The 20,990-nt window shown below is 59.6% G+C and carries 19 protein-coding genes and 1 pseudogene; 12 read left to right on the top strand and 8 right to left on the bottom strand.

Going from position 1 to position 20,990, the window contains the following annotated elements:
- Nucleotides 1–2: 2 nt before the first annotated feature.
- Both FHR70_RS21850 and FHR70_RS21845 read right to left on the bottom strand, forming a co-directional pair.
- The gene (locus FHR70_RS21850) at nucleotides 3–749 is read right to left on the bottom strand and encodes a maleate cis-trans isomerase family protein (RefSeq protein WP_183454195.1); all 747 of its coding nucleotides are present in this window, start codon (nucleotides 747–749) and stop codon (nucleotides 3–5) included.
- A gap of 58 nt (nucleotides 750–807) precedes the next feature.
- Nucleotides 808–2,013 (bottom strand): FAD-dependent oxidoreductase, encoded by a 1,206-nt coding sequence (locus FHR70_RS21845; RefSeq protein ID WP_183454193.1) that lies wholly within the window; start codon nucleotides 2,011–2,013, stop codon nucleotides 808–810.
- Between the two features lie 382 nt (nucleotides 2,014–2,395).
- Between FHR70_RS21845 and FHR70_RS21840 the strand changes: the two genes are divergently transcribed.
- From FHR70_RS21840 to FHR70_RS21795, 10 genes and pseudogenes are all read left to right on the top strand, one after another.
- Nucleotides 2,396–3,313, top strand: a complete 918-nt coding sequence (locus tag FHR70_RS21840) for a branched-chain amino acid ABC transporter permease (protein WP_183454191.1) — start codon at nucleotides 2,396–2,398, stop codon at nucleotides 3,311–3,313.
- Nucleotides 3,314–3,315: 2 nt separating this feature from the next.
- On the top strand, nucleotides 3,316–4,242 hold the full coding sequence (locus tag FHR70_RS21835; RefSeq protein WP_183454189.1) for a branched-chain amino acid ABC transporter permease: 927 nt from the start codon (nucleotides 3,316–3,318) through the stop codon (nucleotides 4,240–4,242).
- Complete coding sequence (locus FHR70_RS21830; RefSeq protein ID WP_183454187.1) at nucleotides 4,239–5,039, top strand: ABC transporter ATP-binding protein; 801 nt, start codon at nucleotides 4,239–4,241, stop codon at nucleotides 5,037–5,039. Before FHR70_RS21835 ends, FHR70_RS21830 begins: the two co-directional genes overlap by 4 nt.
- Nucleotides 5,032–5,772 (top strand): ABC transporter ATP-binding protein, encoded by a 741-nt coding sequence (locus FHR70_RS21825; RefSeq protein ID WP_246408429.1) that lies wholly within the window; start codon nucleotides 5,032–5,034, stop codon nucleotides 5,770–5,772. The genes FHR70_RS21830 and FHR70_RS21825 overlap by 8 nt, the downstream gene beginning before the upstream one ends.
- A gap of 38 nt (nucleotides 5,773–5,810) precedes the next feature.
- Nucleotides 5,811–6,992 (top strand): ABC transporter substrate-binding protein, encoded by a 1,182-nt coding sequence (locus FHR70_RS21820; RefSeq protein WP_183454183.1) that lies wholly within the window; start codon nucleotides 5,811–5,813, stop codon nucleotides 6,990–6,992.
- Nucleotides 6,993–7,076: 84 nt separating this feature from the next.
- Nucleotides 7,077–8,021: a TAXI family TRAP transporter solute-binding subunit gene (locus FHR70_RS21815; RefSeq protein ID WP_183454181.1), complete on the top strand. Its 945-nt coding sequence runs from the start codon at nucleotides 7,077–7,079 to the stop codon at nucleotides 8,019–8,021.
- An 87-nt stretch (nucleotides 8,022–8,108) separates the two neighbouring features.
- Nucleotides 8,109–10,031: a TRAP transporter fused permease subunit gene (locus tag FHR70_RS21810; protein WP_183454179.1), complete on the top strand. Its 1,923-nt coding sequence runs from the start codon at nucleotides 8,109–8,111 to the stop codon at nucleotides 10,029–10,031.
- A gap of 166 nt (nucleotides 10,032–10,197) precedes the next feature.
- Nucleotides 10,198–10,440, top strand: a complete 243-nt coding sequence (locus FHR70_RS21805) for a hypothetical protein (RefSeq protein ID WP_183454177.1) — start codon at nucleotides 10,198–10,200, stop codon at nucleotides 10,438–10,440.
- Nucleotides 10,441–10,595: 155 nt separating this feature from the next.
- On the top strand, nucleotides 10,596–11,075 hold the full coding sequence (locus FHR70_RS21800; protein WP_183454175.1) for an MBL fold metallo-hydrolase: 480 nt from the start codon (nucleotides 10,596–10,598) through the stop codon (nucleotides 11,073–11,075).
- Nucleotides 11,076–11,135: 60 nt separating this feature from the next.
- Nucleotides 11,136–12,131: pseudogene (locus tag FHR70_RS21795) on the top strand (aldo/keto reductase).
- Nucleotides 12,132–12,634: 503 nt separating this feature from the next.
- Here FHR70_RS21795 and FHR70_RS21790 read toward each other — a convergent pair.
- The 6 genes from FHR70_RS21790 to FHR70_RS21765 all read right to left on the bottom strand — a co-directional run bounded on the left by FHR70_RS21790 (nucleotide 12,635) and on the right by FHR70_RS21765 (nucleotide 18,638).
- The gene (locus FHR70_RS21790; RefSeq protein WP_183454174.1) at nucleotides 12,635–13,597 is read right to left on the bottom strand and encodes a bile acid:sodium symporter family protein; all 963 of its coding nucleotides are present in this window, start codon (nucleotides 13,595–13,597) and stop codon (nucleotides 12,635–12,637) included.
- A 25-nt stretch (nucleotides 13,598–13,622) separates the two neighbouring features.
- Nucleotides 13,623–15,017 carry an NAD(P)H-dependent oxidoreductase gene (locus FHR70_RS21785; protein ID WP_183454172.1) on the bottom strand — a complete coding sequence of 465 codons (1,395 nt, stop codon included), beginning with the start codon at nucleotides 15,015–15,017 and terminating at the stop codon, nucleotides 13,623–13,625.
- 79 nt (nucleotides 15,018–15,096) lie between these two features.
- On the bottom strand, nucleotides 15,097–16,362 hold the full coding sequence (gene otnK / locus FHR70_RS21780; protein WP_183454170.1) for a 3-oxo-tetronate kinase: 1,266 nt from the start codon (nucleotides 16,360–16,362) through the stop codon (nucleotides 15,097–15,099).
- The gene (locus FHR70_RS21775) at nucleotides 16,359–17,168 is read right to left on the bottom strand and encodes a hydroxypyruvate isomerase family protein (RefSeq protein ID WP_183454168.1); all 810 of its coding nucleotides are present in this window, start codon (nucleotides 17,166–17,168) and stop codon (nucleotides 16,359–16,361) included. The genes otnK and FHR70_RS21775 overlap by 4 nt, the downstream gene beginning before the upstream one ends.
- Nucleotides 17,169–17,172: 4 nt before the next feature.
- A complete protein-coding gene (otnC, locus tag FHR70_RS21770) occupies nucleotides 17,173–17,892 on the bottom strand; it encodes a 3-oxo-tetronate 4-phosphate decarboxylase (RefSeq protein WP_183454165.1) in 720 nt (239 codons plus the stop codon).
- A gap of 56 nt (nucleotides 17,893–17,948) precedes the next feature.
- Nucleotides 17,949–18,638, bottom strand: coding sequence for a GntR family transcriptional regulator (locus tag FHR70_RS21765; protein WP_183454163.1), 690 nt, complete (start codon nucleotides 18,636–18,638; stop codon nucleotides 17,949–17,951).
- A gap of 218 nt (nucleotides 18,639–18,856) precedes the next feature.
- Here FHR70_RS21765 and FHR70_RS21760 point away from each other — a divergent pair, with 218 nt between their 5' ends.
- Entirely contained in the window at nucleotides 18,857–19,876 is a 1,020-nt protein-coding gene (locus FHR70_RS21760) for a 4-hydroxythreonine-4-phosphate dehydrogenase PdxA (protein WP_183454248.1), read from the top strand.
- Between the two features lie 57 nt (nucleotides 19,877–19,933).
- The gene (locus FHR70_RS21755; RefSeq protein ID WP_183454161.1) at nucleotides 19,934–20,929 is read left to right on the top strand and encodes a Bug family tripartite tricarboxylate transporter substrate binding protein; all 996 of its coding nucleotides are present in this window, start codon (nucleotides 19,934–19,936) and stop codon (nucleotides 20,927–20,929) included.
- Nucleotides 20,930–20,990 lie beyond the last annotated feature (61 nt).

Raw genomic sequence — 20,990 nt, 5'->3', positions numbered from 1 at the left:
GCTTAGAATTTCGATAGAAGAGAGCCGAAGCCTTGAACCTTATCGTTGATGCCGTTCTGGCGTAGGGCATACCAGTAGGTCGCGGTGTTGATCGCGATCACGGGTTTGTCGAGCCAGAACTCGGCGACACCGGCCAGGCGCGCCATGGCGAGGTTGGTTCCGACCTGAACAATGGCGTCGACCGATGGGTCGTTGAGCTCGTTGATCGCGTCGCGCAGCTCCCCCTCGGAAACATGGGCGATGAGCATCGGGCTCGGGCACCTCAAGCCTTTGATCTTGGCGACCTCGAAGCCGCAATCGGTGAAGAAGCGATGAACCTGTTCGTCGCCGACGGGCATGTAGGGCGTGACGACGGCGATACGCTTGATATTGCCGTATGCGTTCAGGGCCGCCTGACAGGCGTCCGATCCCATCGTGACCTTGACGCCTGCGCGATCTTCGACGCGGCGCTGAAGATCCACCGATCCCTGCTTGCCGTCCCAGAAGGTTTCCGCCGACATGCCCATGATCAGGTGACCGGGGCTGCAGGTCATGACGGAGTCGACGGAGTCCATCATGGTCTTGCGGATGTTGGCGATGAGCTGGTTGAAGTCGGCGTCGCTGCCCACCGAGTTGTCAGGGATGACGATGCGCGAAAAATGATTCGTTACGCCGACCGGGCGCATCGAATCGAACTCGGGTTGAACCGATGTATTCGTCGAAGGCGCGATGACACCGAATTTCATGCGATAGCCTAGGCTGTCGACCATCTTACTTGTTCCTTTTCCTGGAGAACTACGTTTTGGGATGCCAAGGAGGAGACCGAAATCAGGCAACTTCCCGAAGATCGTTGAGCGACTGGATCATCGAGGAGCGCATCACATAGGCGCGGTGTCTTTCGGGATTGGCGACCGTCGCGCGCAACTCATCGTGATAGGCGCGCCGGGCGGACGGATCGGTTTCGTTCATCATCGCGCGGTTACGCAGGGTCTGCGCTTGGACCGCCTCGACGGCTGCCTTGCGGCGCTGGCGCTCGTAGCGGCCCATTAGGTCGAGATTGGCAGCGCCGTTCCAAACCTGCACCAGCTTCTCGGAAAGGTTCACGGCATCATGGATGCCGCCATTCATACCCATTCCGCCGAGGGGGTTGTTGACATGCGCGGCGTCGCCCGCAAGGAAGATGCGGCCTTCCATGTATCGGGTCGCCACCCGCTCGTTCACGCGGTAGGCGGTGGCATGAACGATGTCATAATCCCTATCATTCGGGCACAGCGCCTTGAGCCGGGCGTTCATGGCCTTGGGGTCCTTGATCTGCTCCTCGGTTTGGTTCGGATCGGTCGGCAGGAGAACGCGCCAGAGGCTCGGCGTGCGCAGCAGCACGGCCCATTCCTGAGGGTCGGTGATGTAGGCGATGGGCGCGAGATTCGGGATCGCTTTGGCGAAATCGAAATGGGTCGACATCGACAGGAAGATTTCGGGGATCGTCTGTCCCTCGAACGGAATTCCCAGCGTCTTGCGTACGACGCTGCGGGCGCCGTCGGATGCAATAAGGTAGCGGCCGCGGATTTCCTCCAGCGCATCGTCGGGACGGCGGACGGTGAGCGTCACGCCAAAATCATCCTGGGTGACGCCGACAGCTTCGGCCTCATACCTGATTTCGACGAGGTCATTGCCTTCGAGAAGGCTGCGCAGTTCCTCGCTGAGCTTCCACTGTTCGCATTGCAGGCGGTAAGGATGATTGGTCAGTCCCTCGAGCAATGAGAGGTCGAACGTGGCCACAACTCCCTCGTTCCGGTCGCGGAACTGCCATTGCCGGCAGACGAGGCCGCGCTCCACAAGCTTGCTGCCGATCCCGAAACGGTCCAGCATATCGAGTGTAGGAGGATGAAACGTGGAAGCGCGCAAATCCTGCGGAAGTTCACGGTGGGCCTCGACGATCAGGACAGGAACTCCTGCTTGCGAGAGATAACTCGCGGCCACGAGGCCGACTGGCCCCGCGCCAACAATGACGACCCGATCTGCTGCTTGTGACATGCCGGTTTGGCCTCCGAAGTTTGGCTTGACATCTAATGTAGCCAGTCGCACTGTGCACAAGTTGTCAGGACATATCAACCGCGTTTCCCAACTTTGTTTGGATCAATGGTTGATAGGTTCGGCAACCCAAACCAGTGCGGGCCAATGACACCGGTTAAGAGATGGAGCAAGGCGGCTTAAAATGGCCAATTTGCGAGGGAACTTCGACTGACGGCTTGTCTGAAGAGATGAACGCCCTCGGCGTAAGTCTGGTGGAGACCGAGTTGTAAAGTGCGCCTTAGGCTGCCACTCCGCATCTCGATTGTATACACAAGCTCAGACGCTTCGTCCTTTTTGGTGCCGAGGGGACGTAGATTCCTCGGTCGCTCGGGAGTGCATGCGCATGCTTCTGTTACAACAAATCGTCAACAGCCTCATGCTGGGCAGCGTCTACGTCACGGTTGCCGTGGCCTTCACCTTGACGATTGGTATTCTGAACTTCCTCAATTTCACGATCCCGACGCTCTTCATGTTTGCAGCCATGATTGGCTGGGCGCTGGCCTATTGGGGCCTTCCTGGCGGGTTAACGGGACCGAGCTACTGGCCAGTGGCCTTGGCCGTCGGCATCATTGCCTCGATGATCGTCTCGCTGGTGGTCGAGCGCTTCACATTCCGCATCATGAAGACGAAGTATGGCGACTCTACAGAGCATGCGATCCCGCTGGTCAGTTCGCTCGGATTTCTGCTCATAATCGAGAATCTTGTTCGCATTGGGTACGGCACGGATGCACAACGCTTCCCCGGACCATCGGCTGATCTGACAATGAGCATTGGGGGCATCTTCGTTAGAGTGCCCCAGTTCGTCAGTCTCCTGTTCGTCGTCGTCATCGTGATTGGACTGAACTGGCTGCTGCGCACGAGCCGCCTCGGCCGTGGCCTGCGGGCCATTGCGGAGAATCCCGATGCGGCGAACATTTTGGGCGTCGACATGCACCGCATCGTGCCGGTCGTGTTCATGTTGACCGGATTGCTGTGCGGCCTCGCGGGGGCTCTCTTCGCCATCAACTACGGCGAGGTCTCGCCCCAGATGGGTGAGGACATCGGCACCAAGGCGATCGCTGGCATGGTGGTCGGAGGATTGGGATCCATCTGGGGTGCCGTGCTCGGCGGACTCATCGTCGGCCTGACGGAAGTGATGACGATCCATCTCTTCGGCGCCGATACGGTGCAGGTCGCGGTTTGGGGGCTTCTGCTGCTCACGCTGTTCATCCGTCCGCAAGGTCTCTTCGGCCACAGCGCCATCGGCAAGGGGAAGCTCTGATTATGAGCGGATACTGGGCAGGCATTCTCTCGATCCTGGCGATCAACATCGTCTTCGCCTACGGGATCTTTCTTCCGGTCGCGACTGGTCAGCTCAATCTGGGCGGTGCCGGATTTCAGGCACTCGGTGCCTACGCGGCCGCCTACGCGTCGGCATCGTTCGGCCTTCCGGTCTATGTCACGATACCGCTCGCCGCTCTGCTGGCTGGGGCAATCGGTGCGCTGATCGCGTTCCCAATACTGCGCACGCGCGGCGTCTATCTGGTGCTCGCCACCTTCGCGTTCGCCGAGGTGGTGGCGGGTTCCATCCTCAATTCGGAGACGCTCGGCGGAGCGATGGGACTTTCGGTCCCGGCGTTCATAGACTGGCAGATTCCCGTGGCCGTAGCGGTTCTCGTTTCTCTGTTCGTCTTCTATTTGATGTCCACGCGATTCGGACTGACGATGCGCGCCGCTCATGACGACGAAGTTGTCACCGATCTGATGGGGGTCAACATCCGCAAGACGCAGGTGACAGCGTTCGGTCTTGGAGCAGCTCTCGCGGGTCTGGCGGGCGGTCTCTACGCACACACCTTCAGCTTCGTCGAGATTCAGGGCTTCAATGCGGTCGTGTCCATCTACGTTCTGCTCTACGTGCTGCTCGGCGGCACGCAGACGGCTTGGGGGCCGATCGTCGGTGCGACGTTCTTCACAATGTTGCCGGAAGTCCTGCGGGAGACCCTACCGACGGTGAAGCAAACGCTAGCGACCCTCGTCGGCATTACCGAACCCGTGGCTCCGCCAGACGAGAGCTGGCGCCTGGTGATCCTCGGCGTTCTCACCGTTCTCATGATGGCGTTCCGTCCGGAAGGGCTGATCACCCGCACGATGATGGAGCGGCTGCAATTCCGCCGATCCCCATCCCGAGCCGCTGCAGAGGTATCCGCATGACGACCGATATGCTGTCGATCGAGGGAGTGTCGAAGAACTTCGGCGGACTGTCGGTGATATCCGAGGTCAGCTTCTCGGTTCCCGAAGGTGGACGGGTCGCATTGATCGGGCCTAACGGTGCCGGGAAGACCACGATGTTCAATCTCGTGTCCGGCGTCTATCGTCAGACCGCAGGCGCGATCCGGCTGCGCGGGCACGACATCTCCAATGTTCCCTCCCGCAAGCGCGTCCGCCTCGGCATGGCCCGCTCGTTCCAGAACATCCGCCTCATGCCGCACCTGTCGGTGATCGAGAACGTGATGCTCGGCCAGCAGGCGCGGACGAAAAGCCTCGCCGATATGGCGATGCCGCTGAGCGGTTCGAGATGGCGTCGTGAAGCGGAAACATTGCTCGGCGAGATGGGGCTCGATACCTATCCAGGCGAAGTGGTCGCGACGCTGCCCTACGGAATCCGCAAGAAGATTGAGGTCGTGCGGGCTCTTGCGGCGCAACCTCAGCTCCTGCTTCTCGATGAACCGGCAGCGGGCCTGAACCAGACCGAGACTGCGAGCCTGCGCGACTTTTTGATGGGCATCTCGCGACGCGGCGTCACGCTCCTCGTGGTTGAGCACGATATGGGGCTCGTTCGCAGCCTGTGTGACCACGCGGTCGTGCTGAACTTCGGGCGCAAGATCTACGAAGGTTCGACGCAAACCGTTCATGAAGACCCTCTCGTCCTTGAGGCTTATCTCGGCCCGCGCCACAATGTGGCGCAAGGTGCGGTGACCAACAACGGAGTGGCGGGCGATGCTGCTTGATGTTTCCAGGCTCGACGTCAACTACGGCCGCACACGAGCCGTCAAGCAGGTCAGTCTGTCCGTTCGCGAGGGTGAGATCGTCACGGTTCTCGGCGCCAACGGAGCCGGCAAGACGTCTCTGCTGCGCGGGCTTCAGGGCGCGGTCCGTCCCGCCGGCGGAAAGATTCTGTTCGACGGCACCGATCTGACTCAGGCTCCACCATCGGCGCGTGTCCGGAACGGAATGATGCTCGTTCCGGAGGGGCGGCAGATCTTCGTCTCGATGACCGTGCATGAAAATCTGCTGATGGGAAGCTACATGCGCGCGGACGCGGACGTGTCCCGCGACATGGAGGCGATCTACGACCGCTTCCCCAACCTCGCCGAGCGGCGGAACATGAAGGCTAGCGTCCTGTCGGGTGGCGAGCAGCAGATGCTTGCCATCGGACGCGCGCTGGTCGGACGACCGAGGCTGATCATGCTTGACGAGCCCTCGCTCGGCCTCTCGCCGCTTTTTGTCGGCAAGCTCTTCGAACTCATCCTCGAACTCAACAAGAGCGGCATCTCGATCCTGCTTGTCGAGCAGAACACAACGATGGCGCTCGAAGTTGCATCCCGCGGCTATGTGCTCGAACTCGGATCCGCCGTGCTCGAAGACGATGCGGCGGCACTGTCGAACAACACGGCGCTGACGGAAGCCTATCTCGGCGGCGGACATGGGCCCGCTGCCGGAGGCACTCATGCCCATGCCTGAAAACCAAAGGGAACAACCAACGGACTAGGAGAGCCTATATGAGGAAGAACGCATTTTTGCTTGCCGCGGCTGCATCCTTTACCATGACGGCCGGCACAGTGCTCGCCCAAGAGACGATCAAGGTCGGTAATATCGTTGCGACCGCTGGCCCCCTGAAGAGCGTCGCGAGCCAGGCCGTGGTCGCGTTCGATCTCGCTGTGGAGAAGATCAACGCCGCAGGCGGAATCAACGGTAAGAAGATCGAACTGATCCGCTTCGATACTGGCTCCGATCCGAAGCAGGCCTCAGTTGGTGTGCGCAAGCTCGCGCAGGACGATAAAGTTCTGGCCATCCTGGGCCCCTTCTCGTCGGGCGAGTCGTCTGTGGCCTTTAACGATGCCGAGCGTCTAAAGATCCTGACGATCCCCACCTCCGCTTCCACTCCTGGCCTCACCGACGGCCGCAAGTATGGCTGGCGCCTGTCGGAGGATGAGACCAAGCAGTTCAGCCGCCTGCTCAAGGCGATGAAGGAAAAGGGGCTTAAGACCGAGACCGCCGAAATCGTCTACATCTCGGAAGAGGTCGTCTCCAACACCGCAGGAACCAAGCTCTATCCGGCCCTGCTGGCTCAGGCTGGCATCAAGCATGGCGAGCCAATGGCGATCCAGTACAAGAGCTTCGACATGTCGGCGCAGGCCGCCAAGATCCTGCAGAGCAACCCCGACTTCGTGGCCGTTGCGGCGCTGCCCGAATCGGCCTCGAAGGTAACGAAGGAACTGCGCCGTCAGGGCTATAAGGGGCGCATCATCGGCTCGCAGATCTTCGCTGATCCGAACGTCGTGGAGCTTTTCGGTCCCGAAGGTGAGGGCACGATGGTGGTCGCCGGCTTCTGGCGCGGTCGCACTCCCGAAGCTCAGGAATTCAACGACAAGTACGTGAAGGAAGCCGAAGCTCGTGGCATTCACAGGCTTGGTGCCCACCATTCGGACGCCCAGGCCTACGACAGCGTGTTTCTGCTCAAGCAGGCAATGGAAAAGGCTGGCGTGACCGGCAACCCGTCGAAGCTGGAGCAGGAGCGCGAAGCATTGGTCGAGGCCATGAAGGGCATCCGCTTCACGGGTATTCTCGGCGACAACATCTGCTTCGCCGGCAACGATGCGGAACTTCCCGGTTTCGTCATCGAAATCAAGGACGGCCAGTGGACCAAGTTCGCCGAGGCCGCCGGTGATACCTGCAAGTAAAGTGACTGCCCGCCGCTCCTCGGGGCGGCGGGCAGTCCCGCCTCACGAATATTTAGACGGGCTTCAGAAGCGAGGGAAAGATTCATGCTGAGATCGATGACCGTGGCCGCCGGCCTTATCCTTGCCTGTATAGGCGGTGCGCAGGCGCAGACCATTGGGCTTGCGACTACGCAGGGCGGTGCTACCGAGCAACTAGCCACAAACTTGGCGAAGGCAATCGCGCAGGGGACAGACCTGAAGGTTCGCCCTCAAGTCTTGGGAAACACGTCGCAATATCTCCCACTGGTCAACAGCGGTCGTGTTGAATTCGGCATTGCAAACTATCCTCAAACATCCAATGCCGTTAAAGGCGTTGGCATGTCGGACGGCCAGCCTCATCCGAATTTGGTGATGATCGCCTCGATCATCCCGTTCAACGCCGGCCTTCTCGTTGCAGAATCGTCCGGCATCAAGGAAATGGCCGACCTCAAGGGACGCAAGGTGCCTCGCTTCCCAAAGAACTCGCTTGGTGACATTTTCGTCAGTGCGTCCTTGGCGACCGCAGGCCTGACCTACGACGACGTGGTCTCAGTCCCGACGGCGAACTTCCCGGCGCAATTCCAGAACATGAAGGATGGCGTGACCGAAGTGACGATCGGTTCCGTTGGAGCACAGTCGACACTAGAGATCGAGGCTACACTCGGAAAATTGCACTACCTGAACTTCAAAAACGGCGACGAGAAGACACTCGACAAATATCTTCCGGGTACGCTGCTCAAGTCGTGGAAGGGCCGCCCGCCGGCGCCGGGCGCCGATGACAGCACCACGATTCTGTACTACGACTACACGCTCTTTGCGCATAAGGACGTGCCCGCCAACGTGGTGACGAAGGTGGTGAAGGCTCTCTACGAGAACAAGGATGTGTTCCTGGCTGCTGGTCCCCTTTGGGCTGAATACGATCCTGCCAAACTAGCGCACGTGACCTCGTTGCCCTACCATCCTGCAGCCGTCGAGTTCTACAAGAGCGTCGGCGTCTGGAAAGGTGAGTAACGCCGTTTGAGCCCGGTGCGGCGGGTTAGTCCCCGCCGCTCCCTCAAGCCGTGTCACCAGTCAGCCGTCAAAGCAAGGACTAGACCAGTGCCAGAACCACAAGCCAACCGCGCTCTCGATCTGATTGCAGCTGCTCTCGCTATATTCGTGCCGGTCCTCGCGGTGATCTGGACATTGTCCGTGCCCCAGAGATTTGGCATTCTCATATATCCCGAGCAGATTGCGGCCTTGATGCTGGGTTTCTCGCTGACCGTAGTCTACCTGCGCGACGTTGAGCGGACGACAGGCGTAATGGCCCTGCTCAACGGTTTCCTGGCATTGGCATCCTTTTTGCTAGGCCTCTACGTTTACTGGCGCTTCGTCGACCTTTCGGAGAATACGCATCGTCTTCCGACGGAAGCGCTCGTGCTCGGGATCTTTGTGGTTGCTCTCGTCATGGAGGGGGTGCGACGTGTCATCGGATGGACGTTAATTATCATCTTTGCCCTTCTGCTGCTCTATGCATTGTTTGGCGATTACGTGCCAGGTCCTTTGGTGGGCCGGCCGCAGCCTATAGAGGACATTCTGCGCTTCCTCGGCACGGATTCGACGGCTACCTGGGGGCAGTCACTTCAGATTGCAGCCTTCGTTGTGGTCCTGTTCGTGCTTTTCGGCAGCTTCCTGATGGCGACGGGCGGTGGAGATTTCTTCACCCAACTTGCATCTCGTGTGTCCGGTAATGGACCTGGAAACACAGCCAAAGTCGCGGTGACTGCATCTGCCCTGTTTGGAACCATCTCTGGCAGCGCCGTCTCCAACGTCATGTCAACCGGAGTCATGACAATCCCACTGATGAAGCGGGCTGGTTTCAAGCCTTCGCAAGCCGGCGCGATCGAGGCTGTCGCCTCGACCGGTGGACAGTTAATGCCTCCGGTCATGGGAGCTGCCGCGTTCCTGATGGCGGAACTGCTGCAGATCCCTTATCGGGACATCATGCTTGCGGCAGCCCTGCCGGCCATCCTGTATTATCTGTCGATCTACGTTCAGATCGATTTCATGGCACGCCGCGACAACATCGCTTCATTAGTAGAGGGAGAGCGCCCACCGATCCTCAATGTCCTGATCAGGGGCTGGGTCTGTATCATCGCTTTCGCCGTGCTGATGGTGGCAATTCTTCAGTTCCAGATGCGTGCCGAAGCGGCTGCGATCTGGACCGTTCTCGCCATTGCGATATTCGGTCTCCTCGCATGGGGAATGAAAGTCAAGAACGGGCAGATGTCGCCGCGTGCCGTCCTCGCCGCTTTCGTGGATACAGGATCGTCCGTCGCCGACGTGATGCTGATTACGGCCGCCGCAGGCATGATCATCGGTTTGATGACCACGACCGGCCTTGGCTTCGCTTTGTCGATCTATCTGCTCGATTTTGGCGGTGAGAGCATGTTTGGGCTGCTTATCATCACCGGCATAGTAGGCATCGTTCTAGGCCTCGGCCTTCCCACGACCGCTGTCTACCTTCTGCTGGCCGCACTTGCAGCGCCAGCGCTGGTGCAGCTTGGCATCAAACCTATCGCAGCGCACATGTTTGTATTCTACTATGGCATGCTGTCGATGATCACCCCTCCGATTGCCATGTCGGCTATTGCAGCAGCGAGCATCGCCGGCTCTGATCAGATCAGCACCGGCAATGAGGCTTTCCGCTTCGGGTGGATTGCCTACATTCTACCATTCCTGTTCATCTACAAGCCTGGTTTGCTCCTCGAAGATAGCTTCATCATGATCATGTATGTGTTCGCCAGCTCTATTGTCGCTCTCGTGCTCGTGACCGGCGGTATCCTCGGCTATGCCTTGGCGCCGTTGGTCCCGCTGATGCGCTTTGTCTGGACCGTGATCGGTTTCGCGACGATCGCGCCGCTCGATCAGCTGGCATCGCCATTGGTTGAGTTCGCGGTATCGGCTGTTGGAGTAGTGTTTATCACCGCGCATGTGGTCATGACCCGGAGAGAACGACCGGCCGCTGTGTCGCTGGCCTAGAGATGTCGTGCTCTCACGCTTCGCTTCTGAAGGTGTTCATGCGCGTCGATAAGCTGGCTTAGGATTTGTGAGTTGCCCGCAAGGTTGGAGAGGCCAGCAGCTCTCCGACCACCTCGGGGGCCGTCATTCCAGCAGTTCGAGGTCCGAACCTTCATCAGGAGTCGTCATGTTCAACTTTGACGATCTGCGGATTGATAGAATTATGGATCTCGATCCGTTTCCGCTACCGATTGGATTCATGTTCCCTGGCGCAGAGCTTTCTGACCTGGCTGCGCCGCAGCGCAGCCTACTTGGCTGGCATCGTATCGATTTTGATCACGCTGAAGTTCTCCTCGGCTGCGACAGCTTCCTACTGCAAACCGCCGATCTCAAAATTCTGATCGAAACCTGTGTCGGGGAGAACAAGTAGCGTCCTCGGCTTCCGATCTGGAATCGGCGTGAAGACTCGGGTTACCTGGTACGTCTTCAAGCTGCTGGGATTAGTCCCGATGATATAGATCTTGTGCTGTGCACGCATCTACATGCGGACCACATTGGCTGGAACACCCGCCTTGCTGCCGATCGATGGACTCCGACATTTTCGAACGTTACCTTCTTCCAGCGGGTGAACTCGATTACTGGGAGAGAATCCGGGACAATGCCGCACCTGGTACTTTCAATCATGGCGCACACGAGGACAGCACTATCCCGCTTTTGGAGGCTGGGCTGGTCGATCAGGTCAGGGACGGGGACCAAATTGCTGACAACATGAGGCTGGTGCCTTTGCCCGGGCATACGGTAGGACAGCTCGGAGTCGAGATTGACACCACCGACGGAAAGCTCCTGCTGTGCGGAGATGCCCTTCATTCCCCGGCACAGGTCTGGATGCCGGAATGGACCAGCGTCTTCTGCGCGGACAAGGAAACGGCAAGAGAGACTCGACGCTCACTGCTTCGGCAAGCCGACGGCACGATCCTGCTCCCGTCTCACATACGCCACTCCGCCGGCATGCGGATCGTAGAAGGAGACGACGGTTTTCAGCCTGTTTTCATCGATTCCGCCTGAGGTAGTGAGGCAGGCTAGGGTGCGTGGACCGCCGAACCATTCGGGACAGGAGTAGCGACAATGGAATATGTGAATTTTGGCTCGTCGGGCTTGAAGGTCTCCAGGATCTGTCTTGGCTGCATGAGCTTCGGCGCGTCGAATGCCGGCACTCATAGTTGGGTTCTCAGCGAGGACGACAGCCGCCCCATCATCAAGCGCGCACTGGATCTGGGAATTAACTTCTTCGACACCGCCAATGCCTACTCGCTCGGAGCAAGCGAAGAGATCCTCGGGCGGGCCCTGAATGACTTCGCCCCCCCCGGAGGAAGTCGTCGTGGCTACGAAGGTCTACGATAAGATGCGGAACAAGCCCAATGGAAGGGGCTCTCCCGGAAGGCGATCCTGCACGAGGTCGATGCGCGCTTGCAGCGTCTGGGCATGGACTACATCGACATCTACCGGATCCATCGATGGGACGACGAGAGGCCTGCCGAAGAAACGTTGGAAACGCTGAACGACATTGCCCGCTCCGGAAAGGTCCGCTACCTCGGAGCTTCCTCCATGTGGGCATGGCAGTTTATGAAAGCGCTCGGGATCCAACGTGCGAACCGTTGGGCGCCTTTCGTTTCCATGCAGATTCACTTGAATCTCCTCTACCGGGAGGAGGAGAGGGAGATGCTGCCGCTTTGCCGTTCGGAGGGAGTGGCTGTGATGCCCTGGTCTCCTCTGGCACGTGGGCGCCTGACTCGCCCCTGGACAACGGAAGCATCGACAGCTCGAGCAGCAACGGATTGTTTTGCGAAGGTGCTTTACAGCGCGGCCGAGGACGCCGATAGGGATATCATTGGCCGGGTCGGCGAGATAGCCGAAAGACGCGGGCTGCCGCGGGCGCAAGTCGCCATGGCATGGCTCCTTCAGAAGCCGGGTGTGACATGCCCTATTGCAGGCATAACGAAGATGAGCCAACTTGAGGACGCTGTGGCCGCGACGCAACTGACCCTTAAGGCCGAGGAAATTCTCGCCCTAGAGGAACTGTATATCCCCCATTCGCCGGCCGGGTATCAGTTCCCAAGATAGAGTGAGCGGGCTTCGAAGATGCTATGCAAACTTATAAAATTCAGGACGCGGTGCGTCAGGATTGCCTCCTCAGCCCCGTGGTCTGATTAAGGATCCAAAGATTCACGTACGCACAGATGACCGGACTGTAAAAAGTATATTCTACAATAGGATGGCCGATCAGCATGATATTCATTGATACAATGAGATATGCGCTTTTCGCTGCTCTTAATCAGCGGGTCCTAGGTTAGAATCTTTGCTCACCACCCAATTTTCTCAATAACTTAGCCGCTGCTTCGAACCTGCATTCCGAAAGGCACTCAGAAACCTATTCCGACAAATGTTCCTGATTCGCCTTTCGGCCACCTGCCTAGGCCTGTAGGAAGCGGTATGAGCATTGCCGAGCAGAATCTGAAAACGTAGCAATCGGCCGGCTTGGGTGCTTCGTCGGTGACGAAGTCCAAGACTTCGTCAATCTTGGACGTCTCCTAAATCCCATTAGCGGACATCTGAGGGAAGCGGCATTAGACATTCCGCTCCGCATAGGAGCGTGCCAGAGCTGCACATACTAGCAGCTGGATTTGATGGAAGAGCATCAGCGGGAGAATGATGGCCCCGATCATGCTTGCAGGGAAAAGAATGCTTGCGATCGGAACGCCGCTGCCAAGACTCTTCTTGGAGCCGCAGAATACGAGGGCGATTTCATCTGGTTTAGAGAACCCTAGCAGCCGGCTGGCCATGGTCGTGATGACAAGAACGGTGGCCAGAAGACCGCAGCTGAGGAGCGTCAGCAGGAGGAGGTCTCCCGGCTCCAGCTGGGCCCACAGGTTGTTGATGGCCGCTTCGCCGAAGGCATAGTACACAACCAGGAGGATCGCCCCGCGATCTACGATCCCCGTCAGTGTTCGGCGATGCTCCACCCATTGGCCGATCCAGGGTTGCATCAGGTGTCCGGCAACGAAGGGGACGAGGATCTGCAAGACGATCTCCCCGATGGCGCCCACGGAAACACCGCCCTGAGTCTGCATGAACAGTCCCATGAGAAGCGGGGTGAGGAAGACGCCCAGAACATTAGAGGCCGACGCGCTGCACACGGCAGCGGCGACGTTTCCACCCGCAATCGATGTGAACGTGATGGAGGATTGGATGGTGGAGGGAAGAAGGCAGAGGTAGAGAATGCCCAGCGCAATGCCGGGCGCGAGATAGGATTGCAGATAGGTTTTCGTGAGCAGGCCGAGAACCGGGAACAGGATGAAAGTCGCGGCGAACACCATGACGTGAAGGCGCCAGTGGATGGCGCCCTGAATGATAGCCTGCCGTGAAAGACGGGCTCCCTGCAAAAAGAACAGAAGCGCAATCGAGCCGACGATGACCATCTTCAGGATGGGGGCTGCGGCACCCGTCGCAGGCAGAACCGTCGCGGCAATGGCTGTCGCCACAAGGGCAAGGGTGAAGCGGTCAGGATACAGGAGTGAGAGAAAGGCCATCGAATCTGGGCTCCGGGTGCGTCTCTTAAAGCCGATGGCTGAAGAATCGTGCGTCCTGTTCCCGGCGGAGCTTCATCAGGTCAGATGCCTCCTGCAGCTCGAGATCGCTCATGCGGATCTCCTGCCCCTTGGAGATTGGAGCCGTCAGACGGCAATCCGCCGCAAGGTAGAACGGGGCGGGGGCGGAGTCAGTGAGAGGTCCGGCACTCCGGAACTCGGCGGTCACTCCGGAAATCGTGTGATGATGGCCACCCATCGCGAGAACCCTGCCGGCCGGCAGGTCCTCGGTCGCAACGGCGATGAGGTCGTAACGCGGCTGGTAGTCGGAGCCGTAGCCTGATGTCCGATGGATCGCGGCATCGAGAACGCTTGTGGCCGCCTCGAGCCCAAGGAGGTGCCGTGGCAGGAAAATCATGGCGTTCGCACCCGTCCGGCTGACGATATGCCCCTTCTGAGCCAGTATGTCCCAGCTCTTCGGATCGTCACAGCGAACGACGACGAAGACGCCGCCTGCGAAGCTGATCTCATCAGGCTTGCGCAGACAGTGAAACACGTCGAGACGCCGGTCGCCCTCAAGGATGCCGCTATCCGCCCGATGTGAGAAGATGGTTGGAACCTCATGGATCCGCGCGAGCGGCGCGTGAAGATCGAGACGGTCGGGCTGCAGACCGGTGGCATTGGCAACGACCATGAGTTCGCACAGATCCGGCACTGCCCGTTGTGGGAAACCCGCAATGGCATTGTTTCGGGCAGCTAGGATCTCGCCGATATCCCGCTCACCAAGAGTCCAATGACCTTCTAGATCCACGTTCTCCGCAGAACGCTCGTTGCTGGTGAGGCGACGGGAGGCGGGGTTGAAGACGAAGTCGTATTCGCTGGACTTGCCGGCGGCAACCAGATGAAAGCCCATGACCTCAGCCCAAGTGGCGAGGCCGATCAGCAGGCTCGGCTGGTCCCCATCGACGGTCGTGACAATTCGTCCGCGTTCGGCGGCGAGGGCCTTGAGGCCCGGCCCGACGACGCTGTCGAGCTCCTTCGTGACGAGAGCAAGATGCTTTTCGGCCTCGACAGCGATCAGGGAGTGACGGGCTGCCGCCTGGGGCTGCCCGGTTGCTTCGACGACCACATCGAAAGGAAGGTCGGAAACGCATGCGAGATCGTGGGTTGCGATGTAGTCGCCACGCTCCCATGAGGTCTTAGCATCGCGAGCCGATTCGCAGACTTGGATCTGGCGGGGATCGATGCCGGCGGCTCTCAACCCCGATGCCGCGCTCTCGGCTGTGAGATCGACGGCAATGCGTGTATTCATCAGAGGAACGCGTTGAGCTTGGGCGAGGAAGCTCTGACCGAAGCCGCCGGTACCGACGACGCAGGTTTCCACGGGGCGATCGGCCGTCGCGTAGTAATCATGATAGTTCATCGCGCATCTCTCCCCTTCCGGCGGCGCGCGCCGCCGGTTTATTGTGCTGCTGAAAGTGCAGGTACCCTGAGCTGAAGCCCTATCGAAGCATGTTCCAGGCCTTCAGGAAGAAGTCAGGCGTTCCGAAATTGCCGGACTTGAGTGCAAGGGCGAGGTCGTTCCCCGCCAGTGAGCGGGTCCAGGGAACGCCTGGGTCGATCTCAGACCCGATGGCCAGCGCATCGACGTCGAGAGCATTCACGACAGCGCCGGATGTTTCGCCTCCGGCGACGATGAGGCGGGTGAAGCCAAGGGCCGGAAGCGCTTTCGCAATCTCCGCGAGGGTGTTCTCAACGATCTCGCCCGCATGCATCCGCCCGAGCCTGCTCTGGGCCGCCTGAACGTCGTCGGGGTTTGCCGTGGAGTAGATCAGAGCAGGTCCCTGTGAAGGCTGTGATCCCAGCCAGTCGAGAGCCGTCTGTGGAGTCATGGCCCCCGACGCGAGGTCCCGCGGATCGAGCCGGAGGGCAGGAATACCCGCATCAAGAGCCGTCTTGACCTGCCCCTGCGTTGCGCTGGAGCATGATCCGGCCAGGATGATGCTGCGCCCGGCAGGGGCATCGAAGCCCGTTGAGGACGAGGGTGCTTCCCGGCCCTCGCTCTGCCGATAGGCTGCAGGCAGGCCCATGGCGACACCCGACCCGCCGGTCATGAGAGGAAGGTCGGCAGCTGCAAGGCCGATGGCGCGCAGGTGTGAATCGTTCAGCGCATCGACGATAACGATCTGGTGGCCTACCGCCTTTTCACGCGCGAAGGCATGCCGAATGGCATCTGGACCTGCTTCCACATCCTCACAGGCAACCAAGCCGACCGAGAGCTTCGTCTGGCGTTGCAGAACCCGCACGAGGTTGGAATCCCGCATGGGAGTCAGCGGATGATCCTTCATGCTGCTTTCATGCAGCGGTACGCCGTTCACGAAGAGATGGCCCTTGTAGACAGTCCGGCCGTTGGCCGGAAAGGCCGGGCAGGCGAAGGTGAAGTCGCTGGCTGTAAAGGCAAGGAGAGCTTCGGTGACCGGCCCGATATTGCCTTCGTCCGTGGAGTCGAAGGTGGAGCAGTATTTGAAGAAAAGATGCTGCGCCCCATTTTTCTTGAGAGATTCGGCTGCGGCCAGAGACTGAGCAATAGCCTCCTGCGCGAGGATCGTCCTGGATTTCAGCGCAACAACGACAGCGTCCGCACCCGACAGGTCGAGATCCGCTCTCGGCACGCCGATCGTCTGGATGGTTCGGAGCCCTTCACGGGCCAGCATGAGGGCGAGGTCCGTTGCCCCTGTCAAATCATCGGCGATGCATCCGAGTTTCATCCTATGGCTCCACGGGCAGGGGAGGACTGATCTTGCGTCCAGGCCGAGAGCCAGCCGAGGCCGTCCTCCGTCCGTCCACGCGGCTTATATTCGGCTCCGATCCAGCCAGCATATCCCAGCCGATCAAGGGATCGGCAGATCTCGCGATAATCGATTTCGCCTTCATCAGGCTCGGCCCGGCTCGGAACGGCAGCGATCTGCACATGGCCGATCAGATCGAGATACTGCTTGAGCCGCCGCGTCAGATTGCCCTGCATGATCTGGGCATGATAGCAGTCGAACATGATCTTCACGTTCCGGCGACCGACCTGATCGATGATCATTGCGGCCTGCTCGACTGTGTGAAGAAAATATCCTGGCTTGTCCCGATGGTTGATCGGTTCGATCAGGACCGTCATGTCGGCCTGAGCCGCCTTGTCGGCGGCAAGCTTCAGGTTCGTGACGAACGTGCGCTCGGCAGCCGAGGCGGTATCGAGCGTGACCAATCCGGACATGCAGTGAACGGTCGTTGCGCCGATGGCGTGCCCATAGGAAACAGCCTGTTCGAAGGCCTTCTGAAACTCGCTTTCGCGGCCCGGCAGGGCTCCGAGCCCGAAATCGCCGGCTGCGGCATTCCCCACCGGAGTGTTCAGTCCGAGCATGGTCACTTTGCTGGTGCTCAGGGCATGGCGCATCTCGGCGGCGGGCACCTGATAAGGCCAGTGCATCTCGACGGCGCGAAAGCCCGCAGCGGCGGCCGCCGCAACCCGGTCGATGTCGGAATGCTCAGTAAAGAGAAAGCCTAGATTGGCCGAAAAACGGGGCATCGATTCATCCGCACTTGTGTGAATGGTCATGAGCTGCGGAGCAGCATTCCTGAGAGCAGTCAGCGGACTCTTCCACAATCGACCCATCAAGATCGAAATGAGTCACCAGATCCCGAACCTGCGCAGGGGTCAGCAGGCGAGGGTTGAGGCCATGGAGGAGAAGGCGCAGCTTCGCAGTCTCTTCCAGCTCTTCCGTGGCATAGACAGCAGCTTCCAGATCCTTGCCAGCGACCACTGGGCCGTGATTGGCCAGGAGCACAGCACTGTATTTGCCTGCGAGCCCGCGGATCGCATCCACAACGGCGGCATCTCCCGGCCGATAATAGGGAACGAGAGCCGTGCGGCCGACCCTCATGACGTAATAGGCTGTCATTGGCGGAAATGCGTTGGCGGGGTCGATGTCGGGCAGCATCGAGACGGCAACCGAATGGGTGGAGTGCAGATGAACGATCGCGCCTGCATCCCTGCGGGTCGCGTAAAGTGCCGTGTGAAGAGGCAATTCCTTCGTCGGTGCATCGCCCGAGACAAGGCGCCCATCGGCATCAAGCTTGCTCAGGCGGGCAGGGTCGAGAAAGCCGAGCGAAGAGTTGGTCGGTGTCGTCAGCCAGCCTCCGTCGCTCAACCGAACCGAGATGTTGCCGGACGATCCTGCCGTCAGGCCGCGCTCGAAAAGAGACCGTCCGAAAAGGCAGATCGTCTCGCGAAGCCGGCTCTCATCGTTCATGTCGAGGCCTTGTAAAATAGGAAATGTTTGAAAAGGAAGCTGACTGGTAGCTGCTATCAGATAGCGTTTCTCACACGCTCCCAGGTCTCTGCCATGTGGTCGGTGAGAACCTTCGACAGGCGGTCGGCATCGCGCGCTTCCAGAGCATTGATCATCTCTTCATGATCGGCAACCGCGCCGGCCCATTTCTCAGGTCCCTCGTTGCCGATGTAGCGGATGCGCTTCAGGCGAGCCTGCAGGACATTGTGCACTGAAACCAGCGCCTCGTTCTTAGAGAGGCGGAGAATGGCCGAGTGGATGCTTTGGTTCAGCTTGAAATAGGGCAGGCGGTCACGCTTCTCATACATGTCCATCATGCGGTCATGCAGCCGCCGGACCTCCCGGATTTCGGCATCCGTGGCATGCTCACAGGCGAGCCGTCCCGCCAGTCCCTCAAGATTGCCGAGCACGATCAGGCTGTCATGGACATCCTTTGCGGAAAACTGCCGGACCACGGCGCCCCGTCCGGGTGACAGTTCCAGCAACCCCTCGCTAACGAGAAATTTGAGGGCCTCCCGCAGCGGTGTCCGGGAAACGCCAAGCATTTTGCCTAGATTGCCCTCGTGAAGCCGGGTCCCGGGGGCAAGTTCGCCCTCAATGATCATGTCGCGCACCCGGGCCACGATGGCATCGTGGAGCGTGGGGCGGGCGATGGGGCCGCGCGAATCGAAGTCGTCAACCAGCAGGGCTGCTGCCTCAGATGCCATGGTTCGTTCCGTTCTGTGTCGTCTTTCCACAAATCCTGGCGCGGATTGATCATCGTATACAACTTTTTCCTAAACCGCCGCAAACAAAATTCTGTATGCAGAATACTTGTGTACGAAATTTAGGGCTGTTAACGTTCCTTACGTCATCCCGAGAAGAGGTTGCTGTGAGCGCTCAATCGTCATCGATCCCGTCAGCAAAGCCGACTGTTGCATTCGCTATGGGCGATCCGGCAGGTATCAGCCCAGAATTGGCTGCCAAGCTCATCGCATCCGACGAGTTTCGTTCCGGCGCAAATCTCGTGATCTTCGGCGACCTTCGGATCCTGGAGCAAGGTGCCAAGGTCGCGGGAACTGGAGTTGATCTGGATGTTGTTGCGTCCGAGAACGCAATTCCGGATCGCCCGACCCGTCCGGTCTTTATTGATCTCGGAAGTCTCAGCCCCGATCAAGTCGTTCTCGCCACGGCCACGCTCGAAGGCGGTGTGTTCGCAACTGAGAACTTCCGGCGCGCCCTGTTGCTGGCCCAATCCGGTCGGGCGGACGCGGTGTTCTTCACACCCTTCAACAAGAAGGCCATGCGGCTGGCTTATGATGGATATGACGACGAGATCCGCTTTGTGCGCGATGTTCTCAAGACATCGGTGGCCGCAAGCGAGTTCAACGTTCTGGGCAAGACTTGGAATGCCCGCGTCACCTCGCACATTCCATTGTCGCAGGTAGCTTCCGCCATTTCCGAGAAGGCGATCCTGCGCTCCCTCACGCTGGCGGATCAGTGCATGCGCGCCGCCGGCTTTAATCCGCCGCGCATCGCTGTCGCAGGTCTCAATCCTCATGCGGGCGACGGCGGCAATTTCGGCATGGAGGAGATCGACGTCATCGAACCGGCCGTCCGTCAGGCGCAGGCGCAGGGCTTCACCGTCGAAGGACCCTTCCCGTCGGATACTGTGTTCCTGCGTGCCAAGAACGGCGATTTCGACGCCGTTCTCACCATGTACCATGATCAGGGTCAGATTGCCATGAAGCTGATGGGCTTCGATCGCGGCGTGACGCTCATCGGCGGTTTCGAATTCCCGATCTGCACCCCGGCCCACGGCACAGCCTACGAGATTGCCGGTCGCGGCATTGCCAATCTCGGCGCGAGCCGTGAGGCGCTTTCTCTTGCCATCCGCATGGGTTCGGAGGTGCGGGCACGTCGCTCCGGGATATCGCAGCCCAGATTGTCGGCAGTCAATTCCTAAACAGCCAGTTCCAAGAGCCGACGCTATCGGCTGGAAACACCACAGGGAGGAAGAACGATGCTTAAGAAAACTTCATGGTTGCTCGCCACCACCATCGCGGTGACATTCGGCGGCGTGGCGCAGGCGGATTGGAAGCCGGCGAAGCCCGTTGAATTCATCGTCACGTCGTCCCCTGGCGGCGGCACGGACAACTTCGCCCGCGTCGTCCAGTCGATCATTGCCAAGCACAAGCTGATGGAACAGCCCATCGTCGTTACGAACAAGGGTGGCGGCAGCGGCGCTGAAGGATTCATCTATACGAAGGTCGCAGCCGGCGACAGCCACAAACTCACCTTCGGCACGAACAACGCCTATCTCCTGCCTTATGTGGCGAAGCTCGCCTACAAGCCCGATGAGCTGACCCCTGTGGCGGCCATGGCCCTCGACGAGTTCCTGCTCTGGGTCAAAGCCGACACTCCTTATAAGGACGCCAAGAGCTATATCGAGGCGGTCAAGGCAAAGCCCGATACCTTCAAGATGGGCGGCAGCCAGTCCAAGGATACGGATCAGACCCTCACCAGCCTGATCCAGGATGCGACGGGTGCCAAGTTCATCTACGTTCCTTTCCAGGGCGGCGGTGCCGCCGGTGTGCAGCTCGCGGGCGGGCATATCGACTCGAACACCAACAACCCGAACGAGAATGCGGGCCAGTGGAAGGCCGGAGCGATCACCCCGCTCTGCGTGTTCAGCCCGACGCGTCTGCAAGGTGGGGTCAAGGTAACGGCCACAATGGGCTGGTCAGACATCCCGACCTGCAAGGAAGCCGGTATTCCGATCGACCAATTCCAGATGCCCCGCACCGTGTGGCTGCCGGGTGGCGTTCCTGCAGACGCTGTCGCTTTCTATGCCAATGTTCTAAAGAAAGTGAGCGAGACGCCCGAGTGGAAGGAATACATCGAGCGCACATCTCAAACTGATCGGTTTCTGGCCGGTCAGGACCTGAAGACCTTCATCGCCTCGGACGACGCCAAGAACCGCAAGGTCTTTGAACAAGAAGGCTGGATTGCCCGCTAATTGGCGCGACTCCAAGGCTGACGGGCTTCTCTCCGTCAGCCTCTCTTCCATGCGGCATTCA

Origin of the sequence: Microvirga lupini (assembly GCF_014191055.1) — a bacterium.
In the GTDB taxonomy this organism is placed as follows: Bacteria; Pseudomonadota; Alphaproteobacteria; order Rhizobiales; family Beijerinckiaceae; genus Microvirga; species Microvirga lupini_A.
This window is presented reverse-complemented; position numbering and strand designations above follow the sequence as displayed.

What these genes read in the sequence shown, in the direction of transcription:
- FHR70_RS21850 (WP_183454195.1), bottom strand. Translation starts at nt 749, where the DNA reads ATGGTCGACAGCCTAGGCTATCGCATGAAATTCGGTGTCATCGCGCCT.
- FHR70_RS21845 (WP_183454193.1), bottom strand. Translation starts at nt 2,013, where the DNA reads ATGTCACAAGCAGCAGATCGGGTCGTCATTGTTGGCGCGGGGCCAGTC.
- FHR70_RS21840 (WP_183454191.1), top strand. Translation starts at nt 2,396, where the DNA reads ATGCTTCTGTTACAACAAATCGTCAACAGCCTCATGCTGGGCAGCGTC.
- FHR70_RS21835 (WP_183454189.1), top strand. Translation starts at nt 3,316, where the DNA reads ATGAGCGGATACTGGGCAGGCATTCTCTCGATCCTGGCGATCAACATC.
- FHR70_RS21830 (WP_183454187.1), top strand. Translation starts at nt 4,239, where the DNA reads ATGACGACCGATATGCTGTCGATCGAGGGAGTGTCGAAGAACTTCGGC.
- FHR70_RS21820 (WP_183454183.1), top strand. Translation starts at nt 5,811, where the DNA reads ATGAGGAAGAACGCATTTTTGCTTGCCGCGGCTGCATCCTTTACCATG.
- FHR70_RS21815 (WP_183454181.1), top strand. Translation starts at nt 7,077, where the DNA reads ATGCTGAGATCGATGACCGTGGCCGCCGGCCTTATCCTTGCCTGTATA.
- FHR70_RS21805 (WP_183454177.1), top strand. Translation starts at nt 10,198, where the DNA reads ATGTTCAACTTTGACGATCTGCGGATTGATAGAATTATGGATCTCGAT.
- FHR70_RS21800 (WP_183454175.1), top strand. Translation starts at nt 10,596, where the DNA reads ATGGACTCCGACATTTTCGAACGTTACCTTCTTCCAGCGGGTGAACTC.
- FHR70_RS21790 (WP_183454174.1), bottom strand. Translation starts at nt 13,597, where the DNA reads ATGGCCTTTCTCTCACTCCTGTATCCTGACCGCTTCACCCTTGCCCTT.
- FHR70_RS21785 (WP_183454172.1), bottom strand. Translation starts at nt 15,017, where the DNA reads ATGAACTATCATGATTACTACGCGACGGCCGATCGCCCCGTGGAAACC.
- otnK (WP_183454170.1), bottom strand. Translation starts at nt 16,362, where the DNA reads ATGAAACTCGGATGCATCGCCGATGATTTGACAGGGGCAACGGACCTC.
- FHR70_RS21775 (WP_183454168.1), bottom strand. Translation starts at nt 17,168, where the DNA reads ATGCCCCGTTTTTCGGCCAATCTAGGCTTTCTCTTTACTGAGCATTCC.
- otnC (WP_183454165.1), bottom strand. Translation starts at nt 17,892, where the DNA reads ATGAACGATGAGAGCCGGCTTCGCGAGACGATCTGCCTTTTCGGACGG.
- FHR70_RS21765 (WP_183454163.1), bottom strand. Translation starts at nt 18,638, where the DNA reads ATGGCATCTGAGGCAGCAGCCCTGCTGGTTGACGACTTCGATTCGCGC.
- FHR70_RS21760 (WP_183454248.1), top strand. Translation starts at nt 18,857, where the DNA reads ATGGGCGATCCGGCAGGTATCAGCCCAGAATTGGCTGCCAAGCTCATC.
- FHR70_RS21755 (WP_183454161.1), top strand. Translation starts at nt 19,934, where the DNA reads ATGCTTAAGAAAACTTCATGGTTGCTCGCCACCACCATCGCGGTGACA.